At 70.6% G+C, this 26,027-nt stretch carries 7 protein-coding genes; 2 read left to right on the forward strand and 5 right to left on the reverse strand.

Annotated features, from left to right (window positions below):
* Positions 1–6: 6 nt before the first annotated feature.
* Positions 7–3,117, forward strand: a complete 3,111-nt coding sequence (locus tag VH569_RS27305; protein ID WP_423319487.1) for a M10 family metallopeptidase C-terminal domain-containing protein — start codon at positions 7–9, stop codon at positions 3,115–3,117.
* Between the two features lie 39 nt (positions 3,118–3,156).
* Here VH569_RS27305 and VH569_RS27310 read toward each other — a convergent pair whose 3' ends face one another.
* The 5 genes from VH569_RS27310 to VH569_RS27330 form a co-directional block, all read right to left on the reverse strand.
* Complete coding sequence (locus VH569_RS27310; protein WP_423319488.1) at positions 3,157–5,442, reverse strand: peptidase; 2,286 nt, start codon at positions 5,440–5,442, stop codon at positions 3,157–3,159.
* 56 nt (positions 5,443–5,498) lie between these two features.
* The gene (locus VH569_RS27315) at positions 5,499–6,992 is read right to left on the reverse strand and encodes an efflux RND transporter periplasmic adaptor subunit (RefSeq protein ID WP_423319489.1); all 1,494 of its coding nucleotides are present in this window, start codon (positions 6,990–6,992) and stop codon (positions 5,499–5,501) included.
* Positions 6,989–7,825 carry an efflux RND transporter periplasmic adaptor subunit gene (locus tag VH569_RS27320; RefSeq protein WP_423319491.1) on the reverse strand — a complete coding sequence of 279 codons (837 nt, stop codon included), beginning with the start codon at positions 7,823–7,825 and terminating at the stop codon, positions 6,989–6,991. Before VH569_RS27320 ends, VH569_RS27315 begins: the two co-directional genes overlap by 4 nt.
* The gene (locus tag VH569_RS27325; protein WP_423319493.1) at positions 7,822–9,984 is read right to left on the reverse strand and encodes a TolC family protein; all 2,163 of its coding nucleotides are present in this window, start codon (positions 9,982–9,984) and stop codon (positions 7,822–7,824) included. Before VH569_RS27325 ends, VH569_RS27320 begins: the two co-directional genes overlap by 4 nt.
* Before the next feature lie 117 nt (positions 9,985–10,101).
* Positions 10,102–25,398 (reverse strand): autotransporter-associated beta strand repeat-containing protein, encoded by a 15,297-nt coding sequence (locus VH569_RS27330; protein ID WP_423319527.1) that lies wholly within the window; start codon positions 25,396–25,398, stop codon positions 10,102–10,104.
* Here VH569_RS27330 and VH569_RS27335 point away from each other — a divergent pair.
* On the forward strand, positions 25,370–25,660 hold the full coding sequence (locus tag VH569_RS27335) for a hypothetical protein (RefSeq protein WP_423319529.1): 291 nt from the start codon (positions 25,370–25,372) through the stop codon (positions 25,658–25,660). The two genes, VH569_RS27330 and VH569_RS27335, sit on opposite strands and share 29 nt — an antisense overlap.
* Positions 25,661–26,027: the final 367 nt, after the last annotated feature.

Here is a 26,027-nt window from a genome sequence, read left to right on the forward strand (position 1 = left end):
CCGTCCATGACGACCACCATCTCCGACCTGCCCGACGCCCCGGCCGGCACCGTGCCTGCCTGTTCCTGCCTGCTGTGCAATGCCGCCGGCTGGAGTGCCGCGCCGATTGCCGCAACGCCGGACCCGCAGGGTTCGGTTCCGCAGGGCGCCGCCTCCGCCACCGTCTCGGCCCTGCTGGCGACGGGGACGCCGCGCTGGGGCAGCGGTGCCGTCGGCAGCGGGGCAACCGTCACCTACAGCTTCATGGAGCAGCTGCCGTCCTACGCCACCGTCTCGGACGGGACCGGTTTCGCGCCGCTGTCCGCCACGCAGCGCGACGCCGTGCGTCAGGCATTGGCCGCCTGGAGCGCCGTCGCCAACATCTTCTTCGTCGAGACCTCCGACAGCGCCAACAGCGGGCAGGGCGGGTCGATCCGCCTCGGCACCAACCGGCAAAGCTCCAGCGCCGCCTACGCCTATTATCCGAGCGGCTCGCTCTATGACGGCGGCGGCGACATCTACCTGTCCAACAGCAGTGCCGCCAACACCAGCCCGACGCCGGGAACCTACGGCTACCTGACCATCCTGCACGAGATCGGGCATGCCATCGGGCTGAAGCATCCCGGCAACTACAACGCCACCGGCGGCGGGGGCGAACCGCCCTACCTGTCCTCGGCCGAGGACAATTACCGCTACACCCTCATGTCCTACAACAGGCACCCCAGCCTGGGGCTGAACGGGCTGGCGACGGGGCCGGCGCTGTACGACATCGCGGCGGCGCAGTACCTGTACGGCGCCAACGCCAACACCCGCATCGGCGACGACCGCTATGCCTTCGCCAGCAACACGGTCGCGGTCAGCCAGTCCATCTGGGATGCCGGCGGCACCGACACCATCGATGCCGGCGGCCAGGCATCGGCCGTCAGCATCGACCTGACCCCCGGAGCCTTCAGTTCCATCGGCCCCAACGGGTCGGGCGGGCTGGCGGTGGGCAATGTGTCGATCGCCACCGGCGTCACCATCGAGAACGCCATCGGCGGCAGCGGCAACGACATCCTGATCGGCAACAGCGCCAACAACCTGCTGACCGGCGGGGCGGGCGACGACACGCTGACCGGCGGGGCCGGCGACGACACGCTGCAGGGCGGCGGCGGAACCGACACCGCGGTCTACAACGGCAGCCGGTCCTCCTACACCGTCACCGTCACGTCCGACGGCGCCACCATTTCCGGCGGCGGCGAGGGCACCGACACGCTGACCGACGTCGAATTCGCCCTGTTCGCCGACACCCGCATCAGCCTGCTGCCTCCGGCGGTCGCCGCCAGGGCCGGCCGGGTTTCCATCGGCTCCTCCATCGCCATCGCCGGCCTGATCACGGCGACCGATCCGGCCGGCGGCCTCGTCACCCAGTATGAGCTGGTCGACAACACCAACGGCGCCGGCTCCATCATGGCCGGCGGGACAGCCCAGGCGACCGGCGCGGTGGTGCCGCTGACCGCGGCGGCCTTCGCCGGCATCACCTTCGCCGCTTCCACCCTGCCCGGCATCGACGAGCTGTCGGTGCGCGCCTACAACGGCGTGGCGTGGAGCCGCTGGATTGGCTTCACCATAGCCTCGCGCCCGGCCAACCGGCCGCCGGCCGTCCAGGGCGACAAGACCCTGACCGCCCTGGAGGCCGGGCCGGCCATCGCGCTCGGCATCGACCGGCCGAGCGACCCGGACGAAGGCGACAGCATGACGGTGACGCTGGTCCGCCTGCCGTCCGCCGGCACGCTCCGGCTCGCCAACGGCACCGCCGTCACGGCCGGGATGACGCTGGGGGTGGCCGATCTGGCCGGCCTGACCTATCAGGCATCATCCGGCACCCCGGCGTCGCCGGGGTCCTTCGCCTACACCGTCACCGACAGCCAGGGGGCTGTCAGCGGCCAGACCGTGACCTTGCGGGTAACCACGCTGGCCGAAACCATGGCCGGCTTCGATCCGCTGGCCTATCTCGCCTCCAACCCCGACCTTGCCGCCGTCTTCGGCACCGACGCCGCGGCGGCGCGTGCACATTACCTGTCCGCCGGCCGGGCGGAGGGGCGGGCGGCCCGGTCCTTCGACCCGCTCTCCTACCTCGCCGCCAATCCCGATCTGGTGGCGGCCTTCGGCTACGACCTCGCTGCGGCGAGCCGGCATTACCTGACCCTGGGCCGCCGGGAAGGGCGGGCGGCTGGCAGCTTCGACCCGCTGGCCTATCTGGCCGCCAACCCCGACCTCGCCGCCGTCTTCGGCACCGACACCACGGCCGCCACCCGCCATTATCTGTCCAGCGGCCAGCGGGAGGGGCGCAGCACCCGGTTCGACGGCTACGGCTATCTGGTGTCGAACCCGGATCTGGCGTCGGCCTTCGGGCTGGACCCGTCGGCGGCGGCCCGCCATTACGTGACCGCCGGCCGGACCGAGGGGCGCAGCATCACCTTCGACAGCCTGGCCTATCTGGCGGCCAACCCCGACCTCGCCGCCGCCTTCGGCACCGACACCGCGCGGGCGGCCGGCCATTACCTGTCCAGCGGCCGGCGGGAGGGGCGCAGCACCAGCTTCGACGCGCTGTCCTATCTGGCGGCCAACCGCGACCTCGCCGCCGTCATCGGCAACGATCCCGTGCGGGCGGAGGAGCATTACATCCGCTATGGCCGGCTGGAGAACCGCAGCACCAGCTTCAACGCCCACGACTATCTGCTGGCCAACCCGGAGCTGCTGAGCGTCTTCCTGGGCAGCGAGCAGCAGGTGAAGCTCTATGTCGTCCTCTACGGCAACACGCCGCGGCGCGATGCCGCCGGCTTCGACGCGCTGAGCTATCTGGCCGCCAACCCGGATCTGGCAGCAACCTTCGGCACCGACACCGCGGCCGCCACCGCCCATTACCAGTCGACCGGACAGGCGGCCGGGCGCCCGACCCAATTCAACGCGCTTGCCTATCTGATGGCCAACCCCGACCTCCAGCGCGCTTTCGGCAGCGACCAGCAGCAGGCGCTGGTCCATTTCATCCAGTATGGCCGCAACGAGCCGCGGCCCAACCCGATCGGCTATGTCCGCCCGTCCACGGCCGGATTCGCCGTGGCCGGCGATGGGATGCTGGCGGCGGGGCTGGGGTGATCCGGGAGGCTCCCAGGAGACGGATGTCCTCCGGCCCGGTCAGAACCCCGTCTCGCGGATCAGCACCGACGCGGCCATGCGCCAGAAACGTTCGGCGATGCTGCGGGCCTCGCCCGCCACGCGGACGATGCCGCGGGTGACGCGCTCCGGCCCCTCCTGCCCAGAACCGGCTGAACCTGGCCCGGAGTTCGCCGGCCCGCCATTCACAGGTCTGATGTTCGCCGGTTCTACGTCCAGGGTGATGCGGTAGACCGCCTCCACCGGGGCGAGCGCGCTGCGGGCGGAACCGCCATGGGGCTGCTGGCCCGGCTGGGGCCCCGCCTGTCCCTCGACCGCCACCGGGCCGCCATTGACCGAGGCGAGCGCCGGCACGTCCAGAACCGACACGGCGACCGGGTCGACCGCCCGCACCTTCGCCGTGCGCCGGGGGGCCAGCGGATCGTCGGGGTGGAACTGCGCTCCGGCCCCCGGACTCAGCCGGTCGAAATCGCCTTCGCCGACATAGCCGACCAGTTCGCCGCTGCCCGGCGCCACCACCATCGCCAGCGGCAGCTTCGGGCCGATCCAGCGGCCGGGGATCAGCGCATCCTCCATGTCGCGCACGGTGCCCGACAGGGGGGAGCGCACCACCAGCCGGTCGCGGCTGTCGAGGATGCCCTGCCGCTCGGCCAGGGCGGCGGCCAGATCCTCTTCCATCGCCCGCACGCGGTCGAGCTGCTCGCGGCTGGCGGTCAGGCGGGCGATCTGCTCCTGCATCCAGTCGATGCGCAGTTCGGCCTGCCGCAGCTTGCCTTCCAGGTCGGGGGCGGTCAGGCGGAACAGCGGTTCGCCCTCCACCACGCTCTGGCCGCTGGCGACCAGCGTCTCCTCCAGCCGGGCGGGGAAGGGGGCGTAGACGGTGGCGAACCCCGACGCCCGCCAGACCACCGGCACCGACACGGTGGCGGTCACCGGCAGCAGGGTCAGCCCGACCGCCGCCGCCAGCCCGGCCAGCGTCAGCCCGGTGCGCAGGTTCACATGGAAACGGTCGCGCAGAGACCACCAGGCCTTGGCCTCGGTCAGGAAGGGGCGTGCGACGAACCAGCCGATCTCGATGGCGAACAACAGGATCCCCAGAACCTTGATGGCGACGTGGTAGACCAGCAGAGCGATGCCGAGGAACAGCACCAGCCGGTAGACCCAGGTGACGTAGGAATAGGCCAGCAGGATGCGGCGGCGCCCCGCCGGCATCTCCTCCGGCGGAGCCATGCCGAGGCCGAACAGCCATTCCCGCAGCTTCCAGCGCGCCATGGCGAAGGCGCGCTCCTGCAGGTTGGGCACGTCCAGCGCGTCGGACAGCAGGTAATAGCCGTCGAAGCGCATGAAAGGGCTGAGGTTGATCGCCAGCGTGGTGACCCAGCTGACCGTCGCCAGGAAATAGGCGGCGCTGCGCAGCGGTCCGTCGGGCAGGAAGCTCCAGGCCAGTGTGGCGAAGACGGCGATCGTCAGCTCGGTGGCCATGCCGGCGGCCCCCACCGCCAGCCGCTGCCGGCGCGACACCAGCCTCCAGGCGTCGGTGGTGTCGGTGTAGAGCACCGGCCACATCACCAGGAAGGCCACCCCCATGGTCGGCACCCGGCAGCCGAAGCGCTTGGCGGTGTAGGCATGTCCAAGCTCGTGGCAGATCTTGGTCCCCAGCAGGGTGACGCCGTAGAGCGCCAGCCCTTCGGGCGAGAAGAAATGCTGGAAGGTGTGCAGGAAGGCATCCCACTGCCGCGCCACCAGCAGCCCGGCCAGGAGCGCGGTCAGCAGCACCGCGACCATCCAGGCCCGGCTGTAGAGCGGCGCCACCAGCCCCACCGTCGCCGATAGGAAGCGGTCCGGCCGCACCAGCGGGATGCGGAAGAACAGGTAGTTGTGGATCAGCCACCAGAACCAGCCGGTGTGCCGCGCCGCCGCCTGGCGGGCCAGAAAGGCGGTGTCGGTGGCGACGGTCAGGTTGTTGGCCGCCAGGAACTGGTAGAAGCCGATGACGTCCTCGGCCGTCGGCTCGAACAGGCTCTGCTCCGCCACCGCCGCGGCGATGGCAAGCGGGTTGGCATGGTGCCAGTGGGCGATCAGCGCGAAGCCTTCCGGCCCGATGCGGAAATAGCGGTTGCGCACCGGGTCGTGGACGGTCCAGCCCGGCGCCCCGTCCTGTCCCGCCGGCGCCGGCAGCAGGGCCAGATCGTCACGCAGCCCCGGCAGCCGCACGGATGCCAGCGGATCGGCCGGGGCGGTGTCGACGGTGGGGGAAGCGGCGGGGGAGGCGGCGGGAGTGCCGGTCGGAATGAGGGCGATGGACACGGGAGTCCTCGGGGTTGCCGTCGGATTTGCCTTCGGGGCTGCCTGGGGGCGGCGCCTCAGATGCCCAGCGACTGGCGCAGCAGGGCCAGCGGGCGGCGGAACAGGTAAAGCGCCAGCGGCACGCGGTCGCCCAGGATCTTGGCGGTGCCGCGCAGGCCGATGCGGGGCGGGGCCTCTCCCGCGTCCAGCGCCGCCTTGACCCGGTAGGACAGCACGCCGGCGGCCGACAGGCCGGCTTCGTAGCTGGCATGGGTCAGCCGCGCCTGCAGGGGGTGGAGCGGATCGACGTTCAGGAACAGCTCCACCGGGGAGCCCGGTTCCAACACCAGGGCGTCGCCGACCGGCACCATGATGTCGATTTCCGGCGCCTGCGGGTCGGCCAGGGTCAGCACGCGTTCGCCCACCGAAACCGGCTTGCCCAGCCAGTCGTTGACGTCGGTGAAGACGGCGATGCCGGCACGCTCGGCCTTCACCGTCACCCGCTCCAGCAGGTCGCGGGCGAGCGCCATCTCGGCGCGGCGCAATTCCACCTGGGCGCGGAGCTGGGCGACGCGCGCCTTGGTCTGCGGGTCGGCGAAGGCGGCCTGCGAGGCGGTCAGCAGCTCGGCCTCCGCCTGGGTCAGCCCCTTGCGCGCCACCTCGAAGCGGCTGCGCAGGACGGTGGACTCGAAGCTGAACAAGGGCTGGCCGGCCGCCACCGGCTGGTTCGGCTGCACATGGAAGCGCTCGATCACGCCGTCCAGTGGGGCGGCGACGATCACCGGGTTGCTGGTCTGGATCTCGGCCGGGGCCAGGGTCGACATCGGCACCGGGATGGCGAGCGCGCCGCCGACGGCCAGCAGCACCAGCAGCGGCAGCAGGGCCCGGCGCAGCCCATGCCGCTTCGCCCGCTTGCCCGACAGCGCCCACCAGGCATGGCCGTAGCCTTCGGCCAGATGGCTCAGCAGCAGGATTTCGCCATCGGTCCAGGGCTCGTCACGGCCGAGCCACAGGCCGGCCAGCGGCGGCGCGGCCTTGGCCCGGCTTTCCGCCGCGGCGCCGGGCGCTGCTCCCTCGGGAGCCCCCCGCGGCGCTTCTTGCGGGGTTTCCGGCTTGCGCAGCGGGCACCACAGCACCTGCGCCGGTCCCCATTCACCCCAGGCGCTGCGCACGGAGGCGGGCAGGGTGGCGGGATCGACGACATGGACGCTGTTGGCGTCATCCCCGGTGGCGACGGCGCGCACCGCCTCCTCCAGCCATTGGGCGAAGGGGGCGTTCGGCTCCAGCACCGCGATGTTGGACACCGCCTCCAGCGTCGCCCGCCCGCGCTCGTCCACCGCCAGGAAGGCCGCCTGGCGATAGGCGATCAGCCGGCGGGTCTGGTTGACGATGTGATAGCGCAGCTCCGGCGCCGTCGCCTGCCGCCAGGCCTGCCGCTGCAATTCCAGCAGCATCAGCAGGCTGTTGACGGGTTGCGCACTTCCCTGCACCGCCCCTTGCGGTGCCCCCTGCGGCAGGGCGGGCTGCTGGGGCGGGGGCTGAGGTGAAGTCTGGGCCATGGCGGCGCTCATGGCTTCGCGGTTCCGGGCTTGGAGGGGCTTCCCTGACTTCCAGCCGGCAGCGAAGACACCGCCGGTTCCGGGAAGATGGCGGTGCCGCTCATGCCGGCGATCATGCCGGACGGAACGCCCTCGCCGATCAGCTTGGCGGTGACCTTCACCGACTGGCTGGCCGGATCGACCTTGGCACCGGGCAGCACGACCTCGCCAGGCAGGGTGGCGCCGGTCTCGTCGACGCGCAGGTCGAAGCGCTGCCCCGGCCTCAGCCACACCAGCCAGGAGGAGGGGACGATCAGCTCCACCTTCAGGTCGCGGTCGGACAGGATCTCCAGCAGCGGCGCGCCGGCGGCGACCGACTCATGCTCCTGGATGCGGCGTTCGACCGCCCGGCCGTCGAAGGGCGCCTTGATGTCGCAGCGCCGGGCCTGCACCTCGGCCTTGCGGACGTCGGCGCGGGCGACCTGGGCCTTGGCCTCGGCCAGTTGCACCTCCGCCTCGCCGATGGAGCGCAGGCTGTTGAGGCGCCGGTTGACCCGCGCCGTCACCTCTGCCGCGTTCAGCTGGGCGCGGGCGCCGTCCAGCTCCGCCTGATAACTGGAGCAGTCGAAGCCGACCAGCAGCTCGCCGGCCTTGAAGCTCTGGCCGGCATCGACGCTCATGCGGGCGATGCGGCCGGGGATCTCGGAGGAGAGGACGGCGTGCCGCCGGGCCTCGATCAGGGCACGGACCTGCCCCTGCGAAGCATCCTGGGCCACCGCCGGGGTGGAGGCGAGGCCCCCACCCAGCAGCGCGATCAGGAGAGCGGCGCCGACGGCAATGCCGGGCCGAGCGCCGGGACGGATCACAGCGACGCGAGCCGGTCGGCGGGCCCGCTGTCGGACTGCTGCTCTTGCGCCGAAAGGGTACGAACAGTGCATTCCCGCTGACTATCCTTCACACGATGGCAGAACCGCTCGGCCGCGGCGCGGTCGGCGAAGCCGCCTGCACGCAGCTGGACGATGGTCTTGCCGTCCTGGCTGCGCCGGCTGGCGATGTACAGGGCGCCAACCCCGTTGCCCTCCGTTCCCAGACGTTTGGCGATGATACCCCATTCCTGCCCGGCAAGCCTGTGGCTTGCGTAAGCCCCGAGTTCCGCCTGGATAACGGGAGAGAAGGAGGCCGTCGCAACCGGGGCGGCGGCCGGGACGGCGGTTTGTGCCGCCGGGGCAGGGATCTGAGCGGCGGCCGGAACCGGAGCGGGAACCGCCGCCGGGGCAGGAGCGGGGGAGGATGCGGGGACCGGCGAGGCGGAGGAGGCCGGCACGAAGGGGCTGGCGGAGACGGCAGACGGGGCGGCCGCGACCGGAACCGGCTTCGGCGTTTCCGGCTTGGGGGCTTCCGGCTTCACCGCTTCGGCCCTGCTGTCCGTCGGGGTGTCCTTCGGGACTTCCTGGGCGGCGGTCCTGGGCGCGGCCATCAGGTCCTTGACGCGCTGCATGCCGCTGGCGCGCTCCTGCCAGGAGGACAGGCCCCGGCTCACCGCCTGGGTCAGGGTCGGCAGATCGTCGGCGGCCATCGTCTCGGGCAGCGGGTCGACGCCGGCCGACACCATCACGCGGGAATAGGCGTTGTGCAGGTCGGCCAGCACCAGATCGCGGCGCAGGTCGGACAGCAGCGCCGTCACCTCCGACTGGATCACGCCAAGCTCGCCCACCTGCCCGGCCTCGCCGACGTTGGTGTATTGCGAGCGGATGCGGGTGTCGAGGTCGGCCTGCTCGGCGGTCAGGGCGAATTCCTGCTTCAGCTCGCGGTACTGCAGCACCGCCACATGCACCTGGCTCAGCACCGCCATGCTCAGCGCCTGACGGCGGAAGGCGACCAGCTCCTCCTGCGCCTCGGCATAGGACTTGGTGGCGGGAGCGGAGACCAGATTGATCAGGTTCCAGCTGATCCGCGCGCCGTAATCGGCCCAGCGCTGGTTCAGCAGGAAGCTGTTGCTGTCGTAGCGCAGGGCGGCGTTGACGTCGATGCCCGGCAGCAGCTTCAGCAGCGACCGCCAGGTCTCGTCGGCGGAGATGCGCTGGTTGTAGCTTTCCTCCAGCAGCTCCGGCCGGTTCAGCAGGGCGTAGGTCTCCAGAGCCTCGGCGCCGACATCCAGCTTGGGCGGCGACTGCATGACGCTGGCCGCCGGCATCTCGATCTCGAACGGCTCGCCCGGCGGCAGGCCCATCAGCGCGCCCAGCTGCGACTTCGACGCCACCAGCTCGCGGCGCAGCGACTGCAGCTGGCGCAGCGTCTCGACCAGGGTGCGGGTGTAGTTCAGAGCCTGCAACGGTGCCTGGACGCGCAGCGCCTCCAGCGTGCGGGCGTCGCGGCGGGCACCCTCGACCCGCTTCTCCAGCGGCGCCAGCCGCTTCAGCAGCCGCTCGGCGGCGACGGCGCGCCAATAGGCGGTGCGCACGTCCTGCATGATGCCCTGGACGACGCGGCGGCGGCGCTCGTCGGCGATCAGCACCAGATTGGCGTTCTGCCGCGCCCGCAGATAGCTGACGCCGAAGTCCAGCACGTTCCAGGTGAAGGCGAGGTCGCCGGTGCGGCGGTGCCTGTCGGTGGCGGTGGTGCTCTCGCCCGTCCGCCGGCCGGTGGCGAGGTTCAGGCTCTCCGACCCGGCGTCGTTGTTGCGCCCGACATAGCCGGCCGCCGCCACCACGCGCGGCAGCATGTCATAGCGCGACAGGTCCAGCTGGTCGGTGGCGACCGCCACCTCCATCAGCTTCACGCGTTCGTCGAGGTTGTACTTGATGGCCCGCGCCATCGCCTCGTCCATCGAGACCGCCTTGGTCAGCGGCTCCTGCGGGGTCAGCACGACACCCAGATCCTTGCGGACGCGCGCCAGATTCTCCTCGGCCGTCAGCGGCTCGGGTTTGACCGCGCAGCCCGCGGCCAGCAGGGATGCCGTCAGGACGGCGACGGGAACCACCGAAGAAAGCAAGCGGCGGCGGAGGTGAGCGGTCGAAGTCTTCATGGTGGGAGCAATTCCGTTCGGCGGAAAAGGATTGGAGAAGGAAAAAGCGACGCGGGAATGAGAAGGACGGCGGGAAGGGCCCTGGATGAGGACGATGGGTGGGGAGCCGGGCCGCCGTCAGGCGGCCCAGCTGTCGGGCAGGACGTGGCTGGCGAGTGCGGCCAGCAGGTCGGCGGCGCCGGCCGGGCCGCCATGGGCGCGGGCGACCTGACGGGCGAAGCCGGGGGAGGCCGGCATGATCTCGGCGCGGGTGTCCGCTCCGCGCTCCGCCGGCCGGCCGCTGCCGTCCGCCGGGGTGCCGCCGCCATCCTCGGGAGCGCCCTGGTTTTGCGGCTGGCCCTGCTGCTCGCCCTGGCCCTGGCCCTGACCCTGACCTTGCTGGCCCTGGCCTTGCTGACCCTGTTGGCCCTGGCTCCCCGGCTGTCCGGCCGTCGGGCCGCGGCCCTGCCCGGTGCCGAGGCCGGCCCCCCGGTCCTGGCCTTGGCCCTGAAGCTGGCCCTGACCGTTGTTCTGGCGGGTGCCCTGCGTGCCGGTCTGGCCGGGAGTGCCCTGGCCGGTGGTGCCGGTGCGCGTCGCGCCGCCCGTGCCGGTCGTGGTGCCGGTGGCGGTTCCCGTGTTGCTTCCGGTCCCCGTGCCGGTCCCTCCGGGCGTGCCGCCAATGCCAGTGCCGGTGCCGCCGAGGCCCGTGCCGCCCAGGTTGCCGCCGCCAATGCCGCTGCCCAGCCCGCCACCAAAACCGCCACCGAGACCACCGAGGCCACCGCCCAAACCGCCACCCAGTCCGCCACCGAGGCTGCTTCCCCCCAGTCCGCTGCTGGAACTGCCGGAGCCGGAGGAGCCGCCGCCGATGCTGTTGAGCGTCACCGACCGGCCGGCATCCGTGCTGGACGAGCTGCCGCTGACGCTGCCCAAAGTCACCGACCGGCCGGCGTCCGTGCTGGAGGAGCTGCCGCTGACGCTGCCCAGCGTCACCGACCGGCCGGCATCCGTGCTGGACGAGCTGCCGGGGATGCCGGCGTTGCCGCTGCTGCCACCGCCCGGCAGGCTCGGCCCGGACCCGCCGGTGCCGCCCAGCCCGCTGCCGGACGACGAGCCGTTGGAGGATGGACCGTTCGACGAGGAACCGAGCACGGAGCTGCTGGACTGCGACGGACCGTTGCCACTGCCGGTGACCGGCGTGCTGGTCACCGGGGTGTTGGTCGTGTTGGTGGGGGATGTGGTCGTCGTCGTGACGCGGGCCACCGCGACCGTCACCGTGGTCGCGGCGGAGCTGTTGCCGACGAGGTCGCGGGCCTGGATGCTGATCGACCGGCTGGTCGCCGTGCCGGCGAAGCTCGGGTCGCTGGCGCTCGACCGCAGCCCGATCGCCCGTACCGCCGCCTGATAGTCGGCGGCCGAGGCCACGCCGGTCAGCACGATGCCGGCGCCGTCGCGGGTCGCGGTGATGCCGGCCGGCAGGGCGCCGATCACCAGCTCGTCGCCGCTGCGGGCGTCGGTCAGGGTGACCGTCACCCGGTTCAGCGAGCTGGCATCCGACAGCGACACCGCGGTTCCCAGCGTCGCCGTGCCGCCGGCATTCAACGTCGGATTGGTGCCGCCGGACACCGTCGGGGCCTGGGTGTCGACCGTCAGGCTCAGCGTGCCCGAGCGGCCGATGTTGCCGGCGCGGTCGGTGGCGGTGGTGACCACGCTGTGGCTGCCGTCGGCCAGCGGGGCGGTGACGGCGAAGCTCCAGCGGCCGTCGCTGCCGGTCGTGGCCGTGCCGACGGCGACGCCGTCGACGATGACGGTGACCGTGCTGTTCGGATCGGCGCTTCCGGTCAGGGTCGGACGGCTGGTGGAGATGGCGTTGGCCGTGTTGTCGACGCCGGAGATCGCCGGGGTCGACAGCACCGGCGCCGTGGCGTCGATGGTCAGCGTCAGCGCCGCCGAGGTGCCGCTGCTGTTGCCGGCGCTATCGGTCGCCCGGCTGGTGACGGCATGGGTGCCATCGGCCAGCGGGGTGGCCGGCGTGAAGCTCCAGCTGCCGTCGGAGCCGGCGATGGTGGTGCCGACCGCCACGCCGTCGACCAGGACGGTGACGGTGGATCCGGCTTCCGCCGTGCCGCCCAGGGTCGGGCGGTTGAGGTTGGTCACCCCGTCGGTGGCGGAGGTGCCGGTGTCCTGCCCGGGCGCCAGCACCGGGGCCGAGGGGGTATCCGGCGCCACGGTGTCGACCAGGACGTTCTGCAGGCCCGGCAGGCCGGTCAGCGCCGTGGGCAGCGGGAGGCCGGCCTTGTCGGCAATGCCGCCGCCGTTGAGGTTCAGCCCGGTGACGGCGATGCCGTCGCCGTCGCTGTCGCCCGCCTGCACCACATAGTCGAAGCGCAGGATCGTCCCGCTGCTGCCCGTGGGGGTGTAGACCGCCTGACGGGTCTGGCCGCCGATGTCCAGCGTGATCGTCGGGGTGCCGTTGACGATCACCACCTCGCTGGCCTGGATGTAGAAGCTCAGCGTCTTGCCGAGGCCGTACACGCCGTCGTTGGGCACGACGACGCTGCGGATCGCCGGCGCCGTGGTGTCGATGGCGATGTCCTTGTTCAGCCCCAGCGACCGCACGTCGCCCGGCATCGTCAGGGTCAGGATGCCGGCGTTGCCGGCATTGTCGGTGATCGATCCCGCCAGGGCCGAGGTGCCGACGGCGTCCAGGTCGGCGGCGGTGTCGCCGGCCTGGACCGTGTAGGTGAAGGTCAGCGTGCTGGTGCCGGCCCCGCTGCTGTAGGCGGCGGTGCGGCCGGTGTTCAGCGCCAGCGTCGGCGTGCCGCTGACCGCCACCGCCTCGCTGAAGGTCACCTGGATCGAGATGGTCTGGCCGGTGGTGTAGGTGCCGTTGTCGGTGCTGGAGGTGACGTTGGTGACGGTGGGCGGGAGGCTGTCGATGCGCACGCCCGCCATGCTGGCGATGCCGTTCAGCGTGCGGATGGCGCTGTTGCCGACCAGATCGGCGATGCTGCCGCCGCTGATCGAGCCGCCGATGCCGATGCCGTCGGTATCGACCAGATTGCTGCCGACGGTGTAGCGGAAGGTCAGTGCCGTGCCGCCCGAGCCCGACAGGTAGGCCGCCTGCACCACCGTGCCGTTGTCCAGCGTGATGCCGAAGCCCGGCGTGCCGGTGACGGCGACCGCTTCGGAGAAGGTGACGGTGACGTCGATGGTCTCGCCGGCCCGGTAGGTGCCGTTCACCGCCGAGACGGCGGTGACCGTCGGGGCCGTGGTGTCGATGGCGATGTCCTTGGTCCCGGCCAGCGACGACCCGCTGCCGGTCGCCGGCAGGGTCAGCGTCGCGCTGTTGCCGGCGATGTCGGCGATGGTGCCCGACAGTGCCGCGGTGGAGGCGTAGTCGAGGTCCGACGCGGTGTCGCCGGCCTGCACGACGTAGGTGAAGGTCAGCGTCGTGCCGCCCGACCCGCTGGCGTAGGTCGCGGTCCGGCCGGTGCCCAGCGCCAGGGTCGGCGTGCCGGTCACCGTCACCGCTTCGGAGAAGACGACCTGGATCGACACGGTGTCGCCGGCCTTGTAGGTGCCGTTGGCGGTCGAGGCGGTCACCGACGACACCGTCGGCGCCGTGGTGTCGACCGTCACCGACAGGCTGGACGAGGCGGTGGAGGTGTTGCCGGCGGTGTCGGTCGCCTTGACGCTGAGGCTGTGCGTGCCCTCCGCCAGGGTGGAGCTGGTGATGGTCCAGCTGCCCGAGCCGTCGGCGGTCGTCGTGCCCAGCACGGTGGTGCCATCGGTGTCGTACAGCGTCACCGTGGATCCCGCCTCCGCCGTGCCGCTGACGGTCGGGGTGGCGGTCCGGGTGATGCCGTCGCTGCTCGACGTACCGGTGTCGCTGGCCGGCGCCAGGACCGGCGTGCCCGGCGCGGCCGGCGCCGTGGTGTCGATGGTGATCGGCAGGCCGGTCGAGGCGGTCGAGGTGTTGCCGGCGGCGTCGGTCGCCTTGGCGGTGATGGTGTGGCTGCCCGGCGTCAGGGTGGAGACCGTGATCGACCAGTTGCCGCTGCCGTCCGCCGTGCCGGTGCCGATCAGCGTGGTGCCATCGGTGTCGTACAGCCGGACCGTGCTGTTCGGCTCCGCCGTGCCGGTGAAGGTCGGGGTGGCGTTGCCGGTGATGTCGTCGGTGTTGGACGTGCCGGTGTCGGTGCCGGCGGTCATGTCGGCCGCGCTCGGCGCGTTGGGCGCCGTGGTGTCGATGACGATCGCCTTGTTGGCCCCCAGCGAGTTGGCCGCCCCCGGCGTCGCCAGCGTCAGGATCGCGGCGAGGCTGGTGGAGCTGTCGACGATGGTGCCGCCGCCCAGGGCCAGAGCCGCGGTGGAGGCGTAGTCGAGGTCGGCGGAGGTATCGCCGGCCTGCACGGTGTAGGTGAAGCTCAGCGTGGTGGTGCCCGACCCGCTGGCGTAGGTCGCGGTCCGGCCGTTGTTGCCCAGCGCCAGCGTCGGCGTGCCGGTCACCGTCACCGCCCGGTTGAAGGTGACGGTGATCGTGATGGTGTCGCCGGCCTTGTAGCTGCCGTCGGCGGTGCTGGCGCTGACCGACGAGACGGTCGGGTTGACCAGCGAGGTCAGGACGAGGTCGTTGCCGGTGCCGCCGACGTAATCGACCGTGTAGAGGTCGTTGTTGCTGCTCAGCGTGGCGCCCTGCGCCAGCCCCGACAGGGTGCTGGACACCGCCCCGGCGCCGGTCTGGTCGATCACCCTGTAGGTGGCGGCGTTGACGGCGGTGAAACCGTTGACCCGGATGACGGTGACGGCGCTGGAGCCGCTGGACAGCGTGACGCCGCCGCTGACGATCACCTGGTCGTAGTCGGTGCCGGCGGTGGTGGCGCCGGCGATCTCGACCGCCAGGGTGCCGCTCAGCGACAGGTTGCCGTTGACGGTCAGGCTGCCGATGCCGTTGCTGATCCCGGCGATGCCGGGCGCCAGGGTGGCGCCGGACGCGACCATCAGCGTGTTGGACGAGCTGGCGGCGAAGATCGAGCCGGTGCCTCCCAGCGTCGCCCCCGACGCCACCGAGACGGCGCTGGTGCCGCCGAGCGCCCCGGTCACCAGCAGGGTGCCCACCGACACGGTGGTCGGTCCGGTGTAGGTGCTGGTGCCCGACAGGGTCAGCGTGCCGCTGCCCGTCTTGGTCAGGCCGTCGCTGCCGCCGATGGCACCCGACAGCGTCACGGCGACGCCGGTGTCGATGGTGGCGCCGTTGACCCCGGTGTCGAGGACGTTGTCGATGGTGCCCGCCCCGGTCACCGTCAGCGTGCCGCCGTTCAGCGTCACCGTGCCGGCGCCCAGGTTGGCGTCGCCGGCCACGCTCAGCGTGCCGCCGTCCCGCACCGTCATGGTGCCGGTGAGGCTGCTGCTGTTGGTGCCCGACAGGGTCAGGGTGCCGGTGCCCCGCTTGTAGAAGTCGCCGGAGCCGCTGAAGGTGCCGGAGAAACTGGTGCTGGTGTTGTTGCTGCCGGCCTCCAGCGTGTTGGCGCCGATCGAGACGCTGCCGTCACCCGCCAGAGAACCCAGCGACAGGCTGGCCGCAGTCGAACTCAGGGTCGCGCCGGTGGCCACCGTCACCGCGCTGCCGCTGCCGACGGTGCCGCTGCCGCTCACCGCCAGCGTGCCGGCGGAAACGGTGGTCGAACCGGTGTAGCTGTTGGCGCCCGACAGGGTCAGGGTGCCGGTGCCGATCTTGGTCAGGCCGCTGCTGTTGGTGGAGGAGATCACGCCGGAGAAGGTCGTGTCGCTGTTGGCGCCGCCAACCGTCAGGCGGTAGCTCAGCACCACGTTGCCGGAGCCGCTCAGCGATCCGATGGTCTCGGTGCCGCTGCCCAGCGACAGGGTGGCGCCGGTCGCCACCGTCACCGCGCTGCTGTCGCCGATGGCGCTGCCGCCCGCCGCCGCCAGCGTGCCCGCCGACACCGTGACGGCGCCCGTGTGGGTGTTGGTCCCGGACAGGGTCAGGGTGCCGCTGCCCGACTTGGTCAGCGCCCCCGACCCCGACAGCACGCCCGACAGCGTCGCGGCCGCCGAGTTGCTGATCGTCGACCCCGACGACACTGCGATGGCGTTGGCGATGGTGGTGGCGCCGGTGATCGACAGGGTGCCGCCCGACAGGGTCGTCGTGCCGGACCCCAGGCTGGCGGCGGCGGCGACCGACAGCGTGCCGGACGACACCGTGATGCCGGTCATGCTGTTGGTTCCGCCCAGCACCAGCGCGCCGGTGCTGGTGCTCGCCACCGTCAGCGAGCCGTTCGACACCGCGCCGTTCAAGGTCAGGGCCTCGGTGATGGTGTTGTTGACCGTCCGGGTCGTGCCGCCCAGATCCACGGTGCCGGTGAAGGTCAGCGCCGCCGAACCGGACATCGTCATCGTGCCGCCCAGCACGAGGTTGTTGGCGAGCGTCCGCGCGGTGGACCCCGATCCGCGCACCTTGCCGCCGTCGATCGTCAGCGTCCCGGTTCCCACCGCGGTGTCGCTGCCGAACTGCAGGATGCCGCTGCCCAGCGTCGTGCCGCCCGTGTAGGTGTTGGTCCCCGAAAGCCCCAGGACATTGCCGGCGTTGGTGCTGGCGATGCTCAGCCCGCCGCTGCCGGAGACGGTGCCGGTCAGCGTGACCGAGCCGGACGAGACGTCGACGGTGCCGCCGCCGCTGCCGAGCGCGACGGCGATTCCGCTGTTGAAGGCCGCCGTCGAGGCCAGCGTGCCGCCGTCCAGCGTCAGCGTCGTCTGGCCCAGGCTGGCGGACGCCCCCACCGCCAGGGTTCCCGTGGTCACCGTGATCCCGCTGACCCCGGAGCCGGAGGTGTTGTTGGTCCCGGACAGCGTCAGCGTCCCGCTGCCCGACTTGGTCAGCGTGCGGGTGTTGCCGGTGATGTTGCCGCTGATCGTGACGGCCGCGTCGGTCTGGACCGTGGCGTCGCCGGTCAGGGCGACGGCGTTGTCGATGGTGGTCGCGCCCGTGACCTGCAGCTTGCTTCCGGCCGCCAGGTTGACCGCGCCGGTTCCCAGATTGCCGTCGGCGGCGATGCTGATCGTGCCGGCGGAAACCGTGGTCTGCCCGGTGTAGGTGTTGGTGCCCGACAGGGTCAGCGTGCCGTTGCCCGTCTTGGTCAGGCCGTCGCTGCCGCCGATGGCGCCCGACAGCGTCACGGCGACGCCGGTGTCGATGGTGGCGCCGTTGACCCCGGTGTCGAAGGCGTTGTCGATGGTGCCCGCCCCGGTCACCGTCAGCGTGCCGCCGTTCAGCGTTACCGTGCCGGCGCCCAGGTTGGCGTCGCCGGCCACGCTCAGCGTGCCGCCGTCCCGCACCGTCATGGTGCCGGTGAGGCTGCTGCTGTTGGTGCCCGACAGGGTCAGGGTGCCGGTGCCCCGCTTGTAGAAGTCGCCGGAGCCGCTGAAAGTGCCGGAGAAGCTGGTGCTGCTGTTGTTGCTGCCGGCCTCCAGCGTGTTGGCGCCGATCGAGACGCTGCCGTCACCCGCCAGCGACCCCAGCGACAGGCTGGCCGCAGTCGAACTCAGCGTCGCGCCGGAGGCCACCGTCACCGCGCTGTCGTTGCCGACGGTGCCGCTGCCGCTCGCCGCCAGCGTGCCGGCGGAAACGGTGGTCGAACCGGTGTAGCTGTTGGCGCCCGTCAGGGTCAGGGTGCCGGTGCCGATCTTGGTCAGGCCGCCGGTGCCGGACAGCACGCCGGAGAAGGTCGTGTTGCTGTTGGCGCCGCCGGTGGTGAGGGTATAGACCCCCAAGGTCACAGTGCCGGAGCCGCTCAGCGATCCGATGGTCTCGGCAGCGCCGAGCGACAGGGTGGCGCCGCTGGACACTGTGACGGCATTGCTGTCGCCGATGGCGCTGCCGCCCGATGCCCTCAGGGTGCCGGCGCTGACGGTGGTGGCGCCGGTGTAGGTGTTGGTCCCCGACAGGGTCACCGTGCCGGCGCCGCTCTTGGTCAGGGCACCGCTGCCGCTGACGATGCCGGACAGGGTCAGGGCGTTGGCGGTCTTCACCGTGCCGTCGTTGCTGCCGATGGCGATGGCGTTGGTCAGCGTCTGGCTGGACGCCGTGGTGGTCAGCGTGCCGCCGTTCAGCGTGATGGTGCCGCTGCCGATGGTGCCGGTGGTGCCCAGCTCCACCTCGCCGCGCAGCGTGATGCCGCCGGACCAGCTGTTGCCGGCATTGCTCAGGGTCAGCTTGCCGCTGTCGAGCTTGGTCAGGCCGCCGCTGCCGGTGATGGCGCCGGACAGGGTGACGGCGTTGGCGTTGGTGATGCTGCTGTCGGACGACAGGGCGATGGCGTTGTCGATGGTGGTGGCGCCGGTGACAACCAGGATACCGCCGGCCATCGTCACCGTATCGGTGCCCAGGTTGGCGTCGCCCGCCACCGACAGGGTGCCGGCGCTGACGGTGATGCCGGAGATGCCGGTGCCGACCGTGTTGTTGGTGCCGGACAGCGTCAGCATGCCGCTGCCGGTCTTGGTCATCGTCTTGGTGTTGCCGGAGAGGGCGCCGCTGACGGTGGCGTCGGCGCTGGTGTCGATGGTGGCGTTGCCGCTGAAGGCGATGGCGTTGCTGATGGTGGTCGCGCCGGTGACCGCCAGCGTGCTTCCCGCCGCCATCGTCACCGTGCCCGCCATCAAGGCGTTGTTGTCGGCAACCGACAGCGTGCCCGCCGACACCGTGACCCCGCCGGTCAGCCCGGTCTTGTTGGTCGTGTTCGACAGCGTCAGAGTGCCGGTGCCGGTCTTGGTCAGCGCCTTGGCGCCGCCGGAGAAGGCACCCGACATCGTGACCGCGTCGTCCGTCCGGATGGTCGCCGCACCCGACAGCGCGACGGCGTTGGCCAGGGTCGTCGCCCCGGTCACCCGCAGGGTGGAACCACCGCTCAGCGACAGTCCGCCCGAACCCAGAGTGCCGGCCGCCGCAATCGAAAGCACGCTGTTGCTGTCGATGGTGGTCGTGCCGCTGTAGCTGCCGGTGCCGGACAGGACGATCGAATTGCCGTTGGTGCCGTCGTCGTTGCCGATCGTCAGGCTCCGGGCGCCACCCGTTTCCGAAATGGTGCCGGAGAAGGTGATCACGGCGCCGTTCGCCATCAGATAAGCGGGGGCATCCGTCCGCAGATGCGCATTGCCGGCCAGGACGATGTTGTTGGAGATGGTTCGCGTGCCGCCGCTGACATAGAGCTGGGCACCATCGTTCAATGTGATGGTGCCGCTGCCGAAGGTTCCGGTGCTGTAGGCCTCAAGCTTTCCATTGACGGTTATGTTGCCGGTGAAATCGTTGGCGTTCCAAAGATTCACGTATTGGGAGCCGGTCTGGGTCAGCGCGCCGGACCCGGTCAGGGCGCCCTTCAGCGTCAATTGGGTGCTGCCGAGCGATTGCAGCGTGCCGCCGCCCGATGCCACGACGACGGCGTTCGACAGCTCGATGTTGGCTTGTGACGATGTGCCGACATTGGTGGTGCCGCTGACGGTCTGCGCGGTCGAGAGCGTACCGCCGTCCAGGGTGATCGTGCCGGTGCCGATCGAGGTCGGGCTGCCGACCGCCACGGTTCCGGCAGTGATGGTGGTGGCCCAGCTATAGCCGCTGTTGCCGCTGTTCGACAGCGTCAGCATGCCGGTGCCGGCCTTGGTCAGCGTGAGGGCGTTGCCCGAAACCGCGCCGGAAACCGTGATGTTGGCGTTCGCCTGGATCGTTGAATTCGCGGTCAGGGCGATGGCGTTGTCGATGGTGGTGGCACCGGTGACGGCCAGGGTGCCGCCGGCCATCGTCACCGTGCCGGTGCCCAGGTTGGCGTCGCCCGCCACCGACAGCGTGCCGGCGCTGACGGTGATGGTGTTGATGCCGGTGTTGCCGCTGGCGGTGTTGTTGGTGCCGCCCAGCACCAGCGCGCCGGCGCCGCTCTTGGTCAGGGCCGCGGTGTCGGTGCCGTTGTCGGCCAGGGTCGAGTTGATCGTCAGCGTGTCGCCGGTGTCGACGCTGACGCCGAAGCTGTTGCCCAGCGTGAAGCCGTTGCCGGTGATGGTGATCGACCGGCTGTCGGTGTCGCTGTTCATCGCCAGCGTCACGCCGCTGCGCACCGTCAGCGTGCTGGGCAGCGTGATGGTGCCGCTCAGCGTGCTGGCGAAGCGGATGGTGATGTTGCCCGACATGTTGTTGGCGAGCGCGATCGCTTCCTGCAAATCCAGGCCGCCGCCGTCGGCCTTGTCGGCCGCATAGGTGCCGGCCGGCGCACTGCTGTCGATGGCGGTGACGTCGACCACGAGGTCGTTGGTCACGCTGATGCTGAAGGTCTTCTCGTAGGTGGCGGTGCCGTCGCTGACCCGGACGCGGACCGAATAGCTCTGCCCGCCGGTCAGGGTGGCGGCGTCGTTCGCCCGCAGCGAGGTGCCGGAGATGTTGAACAGCGCGTTGTCGGTGTCGCCGCTGCCGCTGACCAGCGTGTAGGTGAGGGTCTGGCCGGTGTCGGCGTCGGTGGCCGACAGGGTGCCGACCACGCCATTGGTGCCCTCGAAGATGCTGATCGAGCTGTTGGACAGGGCGACGTCGCTCGGCGCGTCGTTGATCGAGCTGGCGGTGACCACCGTGCTGGTGTTGGCGCTGCTGCTGCTCGTGCCGTCGCCGGCGGTCAGGCTGAAGGTGGTCTGCACCGTGGTGCCGGGCGCCACCTGGTTGTTGGTGGGGGTGAAGACCAGCGCCTGCAGCAGGGTCTGCAGCCCGCCCGGCGTGGTGGCGGTCAGGGTGTAGTTGCCGGCCGTGCCGGTCAGCCCGCCGCCGGCGCTCGACAGCGTGCCGTTGGCCGCGGTGTAGGTGATGGTGACGGTGAAGGTGCCGGTGCTGTCGTCGGCATCCGTCACCGTCACGCTGGCGAAGGGCGTGGCGGTGGCGTTGTCGTCGACCGTGCCGGCGGTGGTGAAGGTGCCGCCCAGCACCGGCGCCTGGTTGGACGGCCCGGTCAGCACGACGTCGTTGCTGTTGGTGCCGGCGGCATAGCTGATGGTGATCGACCCGCTGTTCAGGGTCAGCGCGGCGCCCGACGCCAGCCCGGTGAAGGTGCCGGTGACGGCGTCGCTGCCATCGTTGGAGATGATGGCGAAGCTGTCGCCGCTGGCCGTCTTCACCGGCGTGTAGCTGCCGCCGGCGGTCAGGGTGGCGCTGCTGACGTTCACCGCCCCGGTGACGTTCACCTGATCGTAGCTGCTGGTGCTGGCCAAATCGACTGCCAGGGTACCGCCGGACTGGATGGTCAGGCCGCCGTGGACGGCCAGGGTGCCGACGCCATTGTTGGTGCCGGCGATGCCCGGCGACAGCGTGCCGCCCGACTGCACGGTCAGGCCGCCATTGACGGTGCCCGTGCCTGCCAGCGTGCCGCCGCTACCCACCGTGACCGCGCCGGCAGAAGCGCCGTTCAGGGTGCCGGTGACGATCAGCGTGCCGGCGCTGACGGTGGTGGTGCCGGTGTAGGTGCCGGTGCCGGACAGGGTCAGCGTGCCGGCGCCCGACTTGGTCAGGTTGTTGGCTCCGCTGATGACGCCCGACAGGGTGAGCGCGTTGCCGGTGCCGACGCTGACGGTGCCGTGGCCGCTGCCCAGCGCGATGGCGTTGGCCAGCGTGACGGCGCTGCCGGTGGCGGCCAGCGTGCCGCCGTCCAGCGTGATGCTGGCGCTGCTGATGTTGCCGGACCCTGTGATCGACAGGGTGCCGTCGCTGACAGTGGTGGTGCCGGTGTAGTTGTTGGTTCCGCTCAGCACCACCGTGCCGGCGCCGACCTTGGTCAGGTTGTAGGCGCCGGACACCGTGCCGCTGATCGTCAGCGTATCGCCGCTGTTGTAGGAGCCGATGCTGGCGTCCGCCCCCAGGGTGACGGAGCCGGTGATGGTGGCCGTTCCGCCATTGACCTTTACCGCACCGATCCCGGACGACACGCCGATGCCGCTGATCGTCAGGTTTTCGGCGATGGTCAGACCGGTGTCGATGCGCAGGGTGGCGCCGCTGGCGACGGTGGTGCCCGCGGCGGCGGTGCCCAGCGCGTTGGCGTGGGTGATGTACAGGATGCCGGCGCTGACGGTGGTGGCGCCCGTATAGGTGTTGTCGCCCGACAGGGTCAGCATTCCGCCGCCGGTCTTGGTCAGGTTGAAGCCGGTGCCGCTGACCACGCCCGACAGGGTCAGGCCGGTGCCCGACACGCCGATGGTGGTGTTGGCGCCCATGGCGACGGTGCCGCTGACCGTGGCGCTGCCGCTGGTGATCTGCAGGGCGCCGCCCGACGACACGCCGGTGCCGGAGACGGTGAGGTTCTCCGCCAGCGCGATGCCGTTGGCGACGACCAGGGTGGCGCCGCTCGCCACCGTCGTGCCGCCGGCGGTGCCGCCGAGCGCGTTGTTGTGCCCGGCGACCAGCGTGCCGGCCGACACGGTGGTGGCGCCGGTGTAGGTGTTGGCGCCCGACAGGGTCAGCGTGCCGGTGCCCGCCTTGGTCAGGGCGTTGCTGCCGTCGATCACGCCCGACAGGGTGAGGTCGCTGGTGGTGGTGACGGTGGTGTCGGCGTTCAGCGTGACGGTACCGCTGACGGTGTTGGTGCCGCTGGCGCTGACCAGCGCGCCGCCCGACGACACGCCGCTGCCCGACAGGGTCAGGTTCTCGGCGATGGTGATGCCGCCCGACAGGGAGAGGGCGGCGCCGTCCGCCACCGTGGTGCCGCCGGCGGTGCTGCCCAGCGCGTTGGCGTTGCTGACGGTGACCGTGCCGGAACTGATGGCGAAGGCGCCGCTGAAGCTGCTGTTGTTGCCGGACAGGGTCAGGTTGCCGGAGGCGGCCTTGGTCAGGGTGCCCGATCCGCTGATGGCGCCGGACAGGGTGACGCTGCCGCTGGGCGCGACGCTGATGCTGCCGCCGCTGCTGCCGACGGCGATGGCGTTGTCGATGGTGCCGACGGCGCCGCTCAGCCGCAGGGTGCCGCCGTTCAGCGTCAGGGTGCCGGCGCCGAGATTGCTGTCGGAGGTCGCGACCAGCCAGCCCCTGGTGACGGTGATGCCGCCGGCGAAGCCGGTGCTGTTGGCGGTGCCGTCCAGCGTCAGGTTCCTGCTGTCGGCATCGGCGTTCAGAATCAGGCTGCCCGACGAGGTGCCGGTGATGGCGCCGCTGAAGGTCCCGTTGGTCGACTGCTTGACGGTCAGGGCGTTGCCGCCCAGCGCCAGCGTGGCGCCGCTGACCCCGGTCAGCGTGCCGATGGTCTCGGTCGCCGCCGACAGCTTCAGCGTGGCGCCGCTCGCCACCGTCACGGCGCTGCCGTCGGCGAGCGCGGTGCCGGCGCTGCTGTTCAGCTCCAGCGTGCCGGCGCTGACGGTGGTGGTGCCGGTGTAGCTGTTGGCCCCGGTCAGGGTCAGGGTGCCGCTGCCGGCCTTGGACAGGCCGCCGGTGCCGCTGACGATGCCGTCGAAGCTGGTGCTGCTGTTGTCGCCGCCGGTGGTCAGCGTGTTGCCGCCCAGCGTGACGGCGCCGCTGCCGGTCAGCGACCCGATGGTCTCGCTGCCGGACAGGTTCAGCGTGGCGCCGCTCGCCACCGTCACCGCGCTGCTGTCGCCGATGCCGCCGCTGACCGTCAGGGTGCCGGCGCCGACTGTGGTGGCGCCGCTGTAGTCGTTGCCGCCGCTCAGCGTCGCCGTGCCGGCGCCGGTCTTGGTCACTGCGCCGCTGCCGGAGATTTTGCTGGTGACGGTCAGCGTGTCGCTGCTGCCGTTGCTGAGGGTCAGCGCCGTTCCGGTCGACACGGTGATGGTGCTGCCGGCGATGGTCAGGCCACTGGCGGCGTCGGCGTCGAAGGTCAGGTTCTCCGTCACCGCGAGGTCCGAGCCCAGCGTGATGCTGCCGTTGGCCAGCCCGCCGGCGAACTTGATGGTCTGGGTGCCGGTGGTGTCGGCCAGGGCGATCGCCACCGCCTCGCGCAGGCTGACGCCGTCCGAGACATCGATGCTCCCGGCATCGGCGGTGTTGGTGACATAGATGGTGTCGCTGGCCACCGTCACGTCGGCGGTGGTGCTGCCGCCGTTGCCGTCGGTCAGGCTGTAGCGGATCACGGTGTCGCCGGTCGGCGTGTCGTTCCGGTACAGGATGTTGTGCATCACCGTCTGGATCAGCGTCGCGGTGGCGTTGCCGTTGAAGGTGACGGTCAGCGTGCCGTTCGTGTTGGTGACGGTGGCGAAGGCGGCGTTGGCGTTCGCCGTGTCCAGCAGGGTGCCGCCGCTTTCCGAGAAGGCGGCGTTGCTGTTGAACGAGAACAGATCCGACGTCAGCGGCGTCGCCGTGCCCGAGACCGAGCGGTGGATCGTCAGGACGCTGCCGGTCCAGCTGCTTGCACCGTTCTCCGTATCGGATGCGGTGACGGCGATGCCGGCATCCAGCAGCACCGTCTGGCCTTCGCCGGCCCAGAGGACGCTGTCGCCGTTCAGGTTGCCGATCACCGGGTTGCTGTTGGCGGTGACGGTGATGCCGGTGCCGGTCGAATCCGAGATGTCGCCGAAGATCGGGCCGTTCCAGTCGTCGGCCGCGGTGAACTTGTAGGTGGTGCCGCCGGTCGAGCTGGTGCCGCTCTTGTTCAGCAGGGCATCCACGCTGGTCTTGGTCGATCCGCTCAGCGTCACGGTGAAGCTGGTGGCGCTGGTGATCTCCACCGCCCCGGTCAGCGAGGCGGTGCCGCTGCCCTGGCCGGTGATGGTCAGCTTCGTCAGGTCGATGTCGTTCGCCGACCCCGACTGATGCACCAGGTTGGTGCCGGTCACGGTCAGCACGCCGCTGGTCGAATCGTAGGTGACCGCCGTGATGGTCGGCTTCTGGGTGCTGGAGACGGTGACGCCGTTGCCGGTCGTGTCGGCCGGCGCCGATTGCGTGCCGTCCCAGTTGGCCGCCGCCTCCAGATTGTAGGTGGTCGCCCCCTGGGAGCTGGTCCCATTCTTGTTCAGCAGCCCTTCGACGAACGCCTGGTCGGTCGCCCCCAGGGTGATGGTGAAGACGTTGGAGGCGGGGGAGGAGGTGACGGTGGAATTGCTGGTCAGGGTGTAGCTGTTGCCACCCTCGCCGGTCAGGGTGAGCTTGGTGACGTCGATGGTGTCGCCGTCGGTGATGTTGCTGCCCGTCACCACCAGCTGGTTGGTGCTGGCGTTGTAGGTGGCCGAGGTGATGGACGGTACGGGGACGTAGGCATTGAGCGTGATGCTGCTGGTCCGCCCGGTGCTGTTCAGTTCACCGTCGTTTGCAACGACCGTAACGGTCCGGGTTCCCACCGTATAGGATCCCGCGGAGTTGTAGTATTTGATCTGCCCGAGAACAGTCGTGTAATTCGCCACGCTGGACGCGCCGGTCAGAAGAATGGTCTGGTTGCTGTTTGTGTATGTCACCGCAATTCCAAGACTGGCCGCTGCGCTGATTTCGGCAGCCGTCAAGGAAATGCTTTCGCTGCTGCCGTCAAGCGCGCTGGAAAGTATCACGGATGCGGAAAGCAGGCGGTTGTCGCTGTCGCCCGGTTCGGTGATCGCAAGCGAGGGGATGACCAGAACCCCGCCGCTGGGCGACGTGGTGCTTGTCGCTGCGTTGTTGCCCGCACTGTTGCTGTCGAGATCCAGCACAGCCTCGTTGCCGGTTCCCCACTGGACCTCATAAGCTCCGATATCCAGAGCTCCGCCACGGATGCGCTCCAGGCCGCGGAGGTCACCGGAAGCGGAATAATAACTGGCGTTGGAACTGTCGCCCGCATTTATAAGCGATGTCGCATTTTCCTTCGGCCTGAAGTCATTGGTCGATGCGTCTACGAACGCAACGGTCGTCCCATTGGTGGTTCCTTTGTAATTATTTTTCTCCGTTATCGTAACGCTGTTGCCCGATGCATCTATAATGCTGTTCGGGGAGCTGCTGGAGACGGAGTTGTTGGTGATCGTGTTATCGGCAATGATGGTGTTGTAGACATTCAGGGTGCTTCCCGTTCCGGCGGTGGCAATTCCAATACCGCCGCCGCCAGCAGTATAGCTGG

This window comes from Azospirillum sp. 11R-A (assembly GCF_049472615.1).
Lineage (GTDB): Bacteria > Pseudomonadota > Alphaproteobacteria > Azospirillales > Azospirillaceae > Azospirillum > Azospirillum palustre.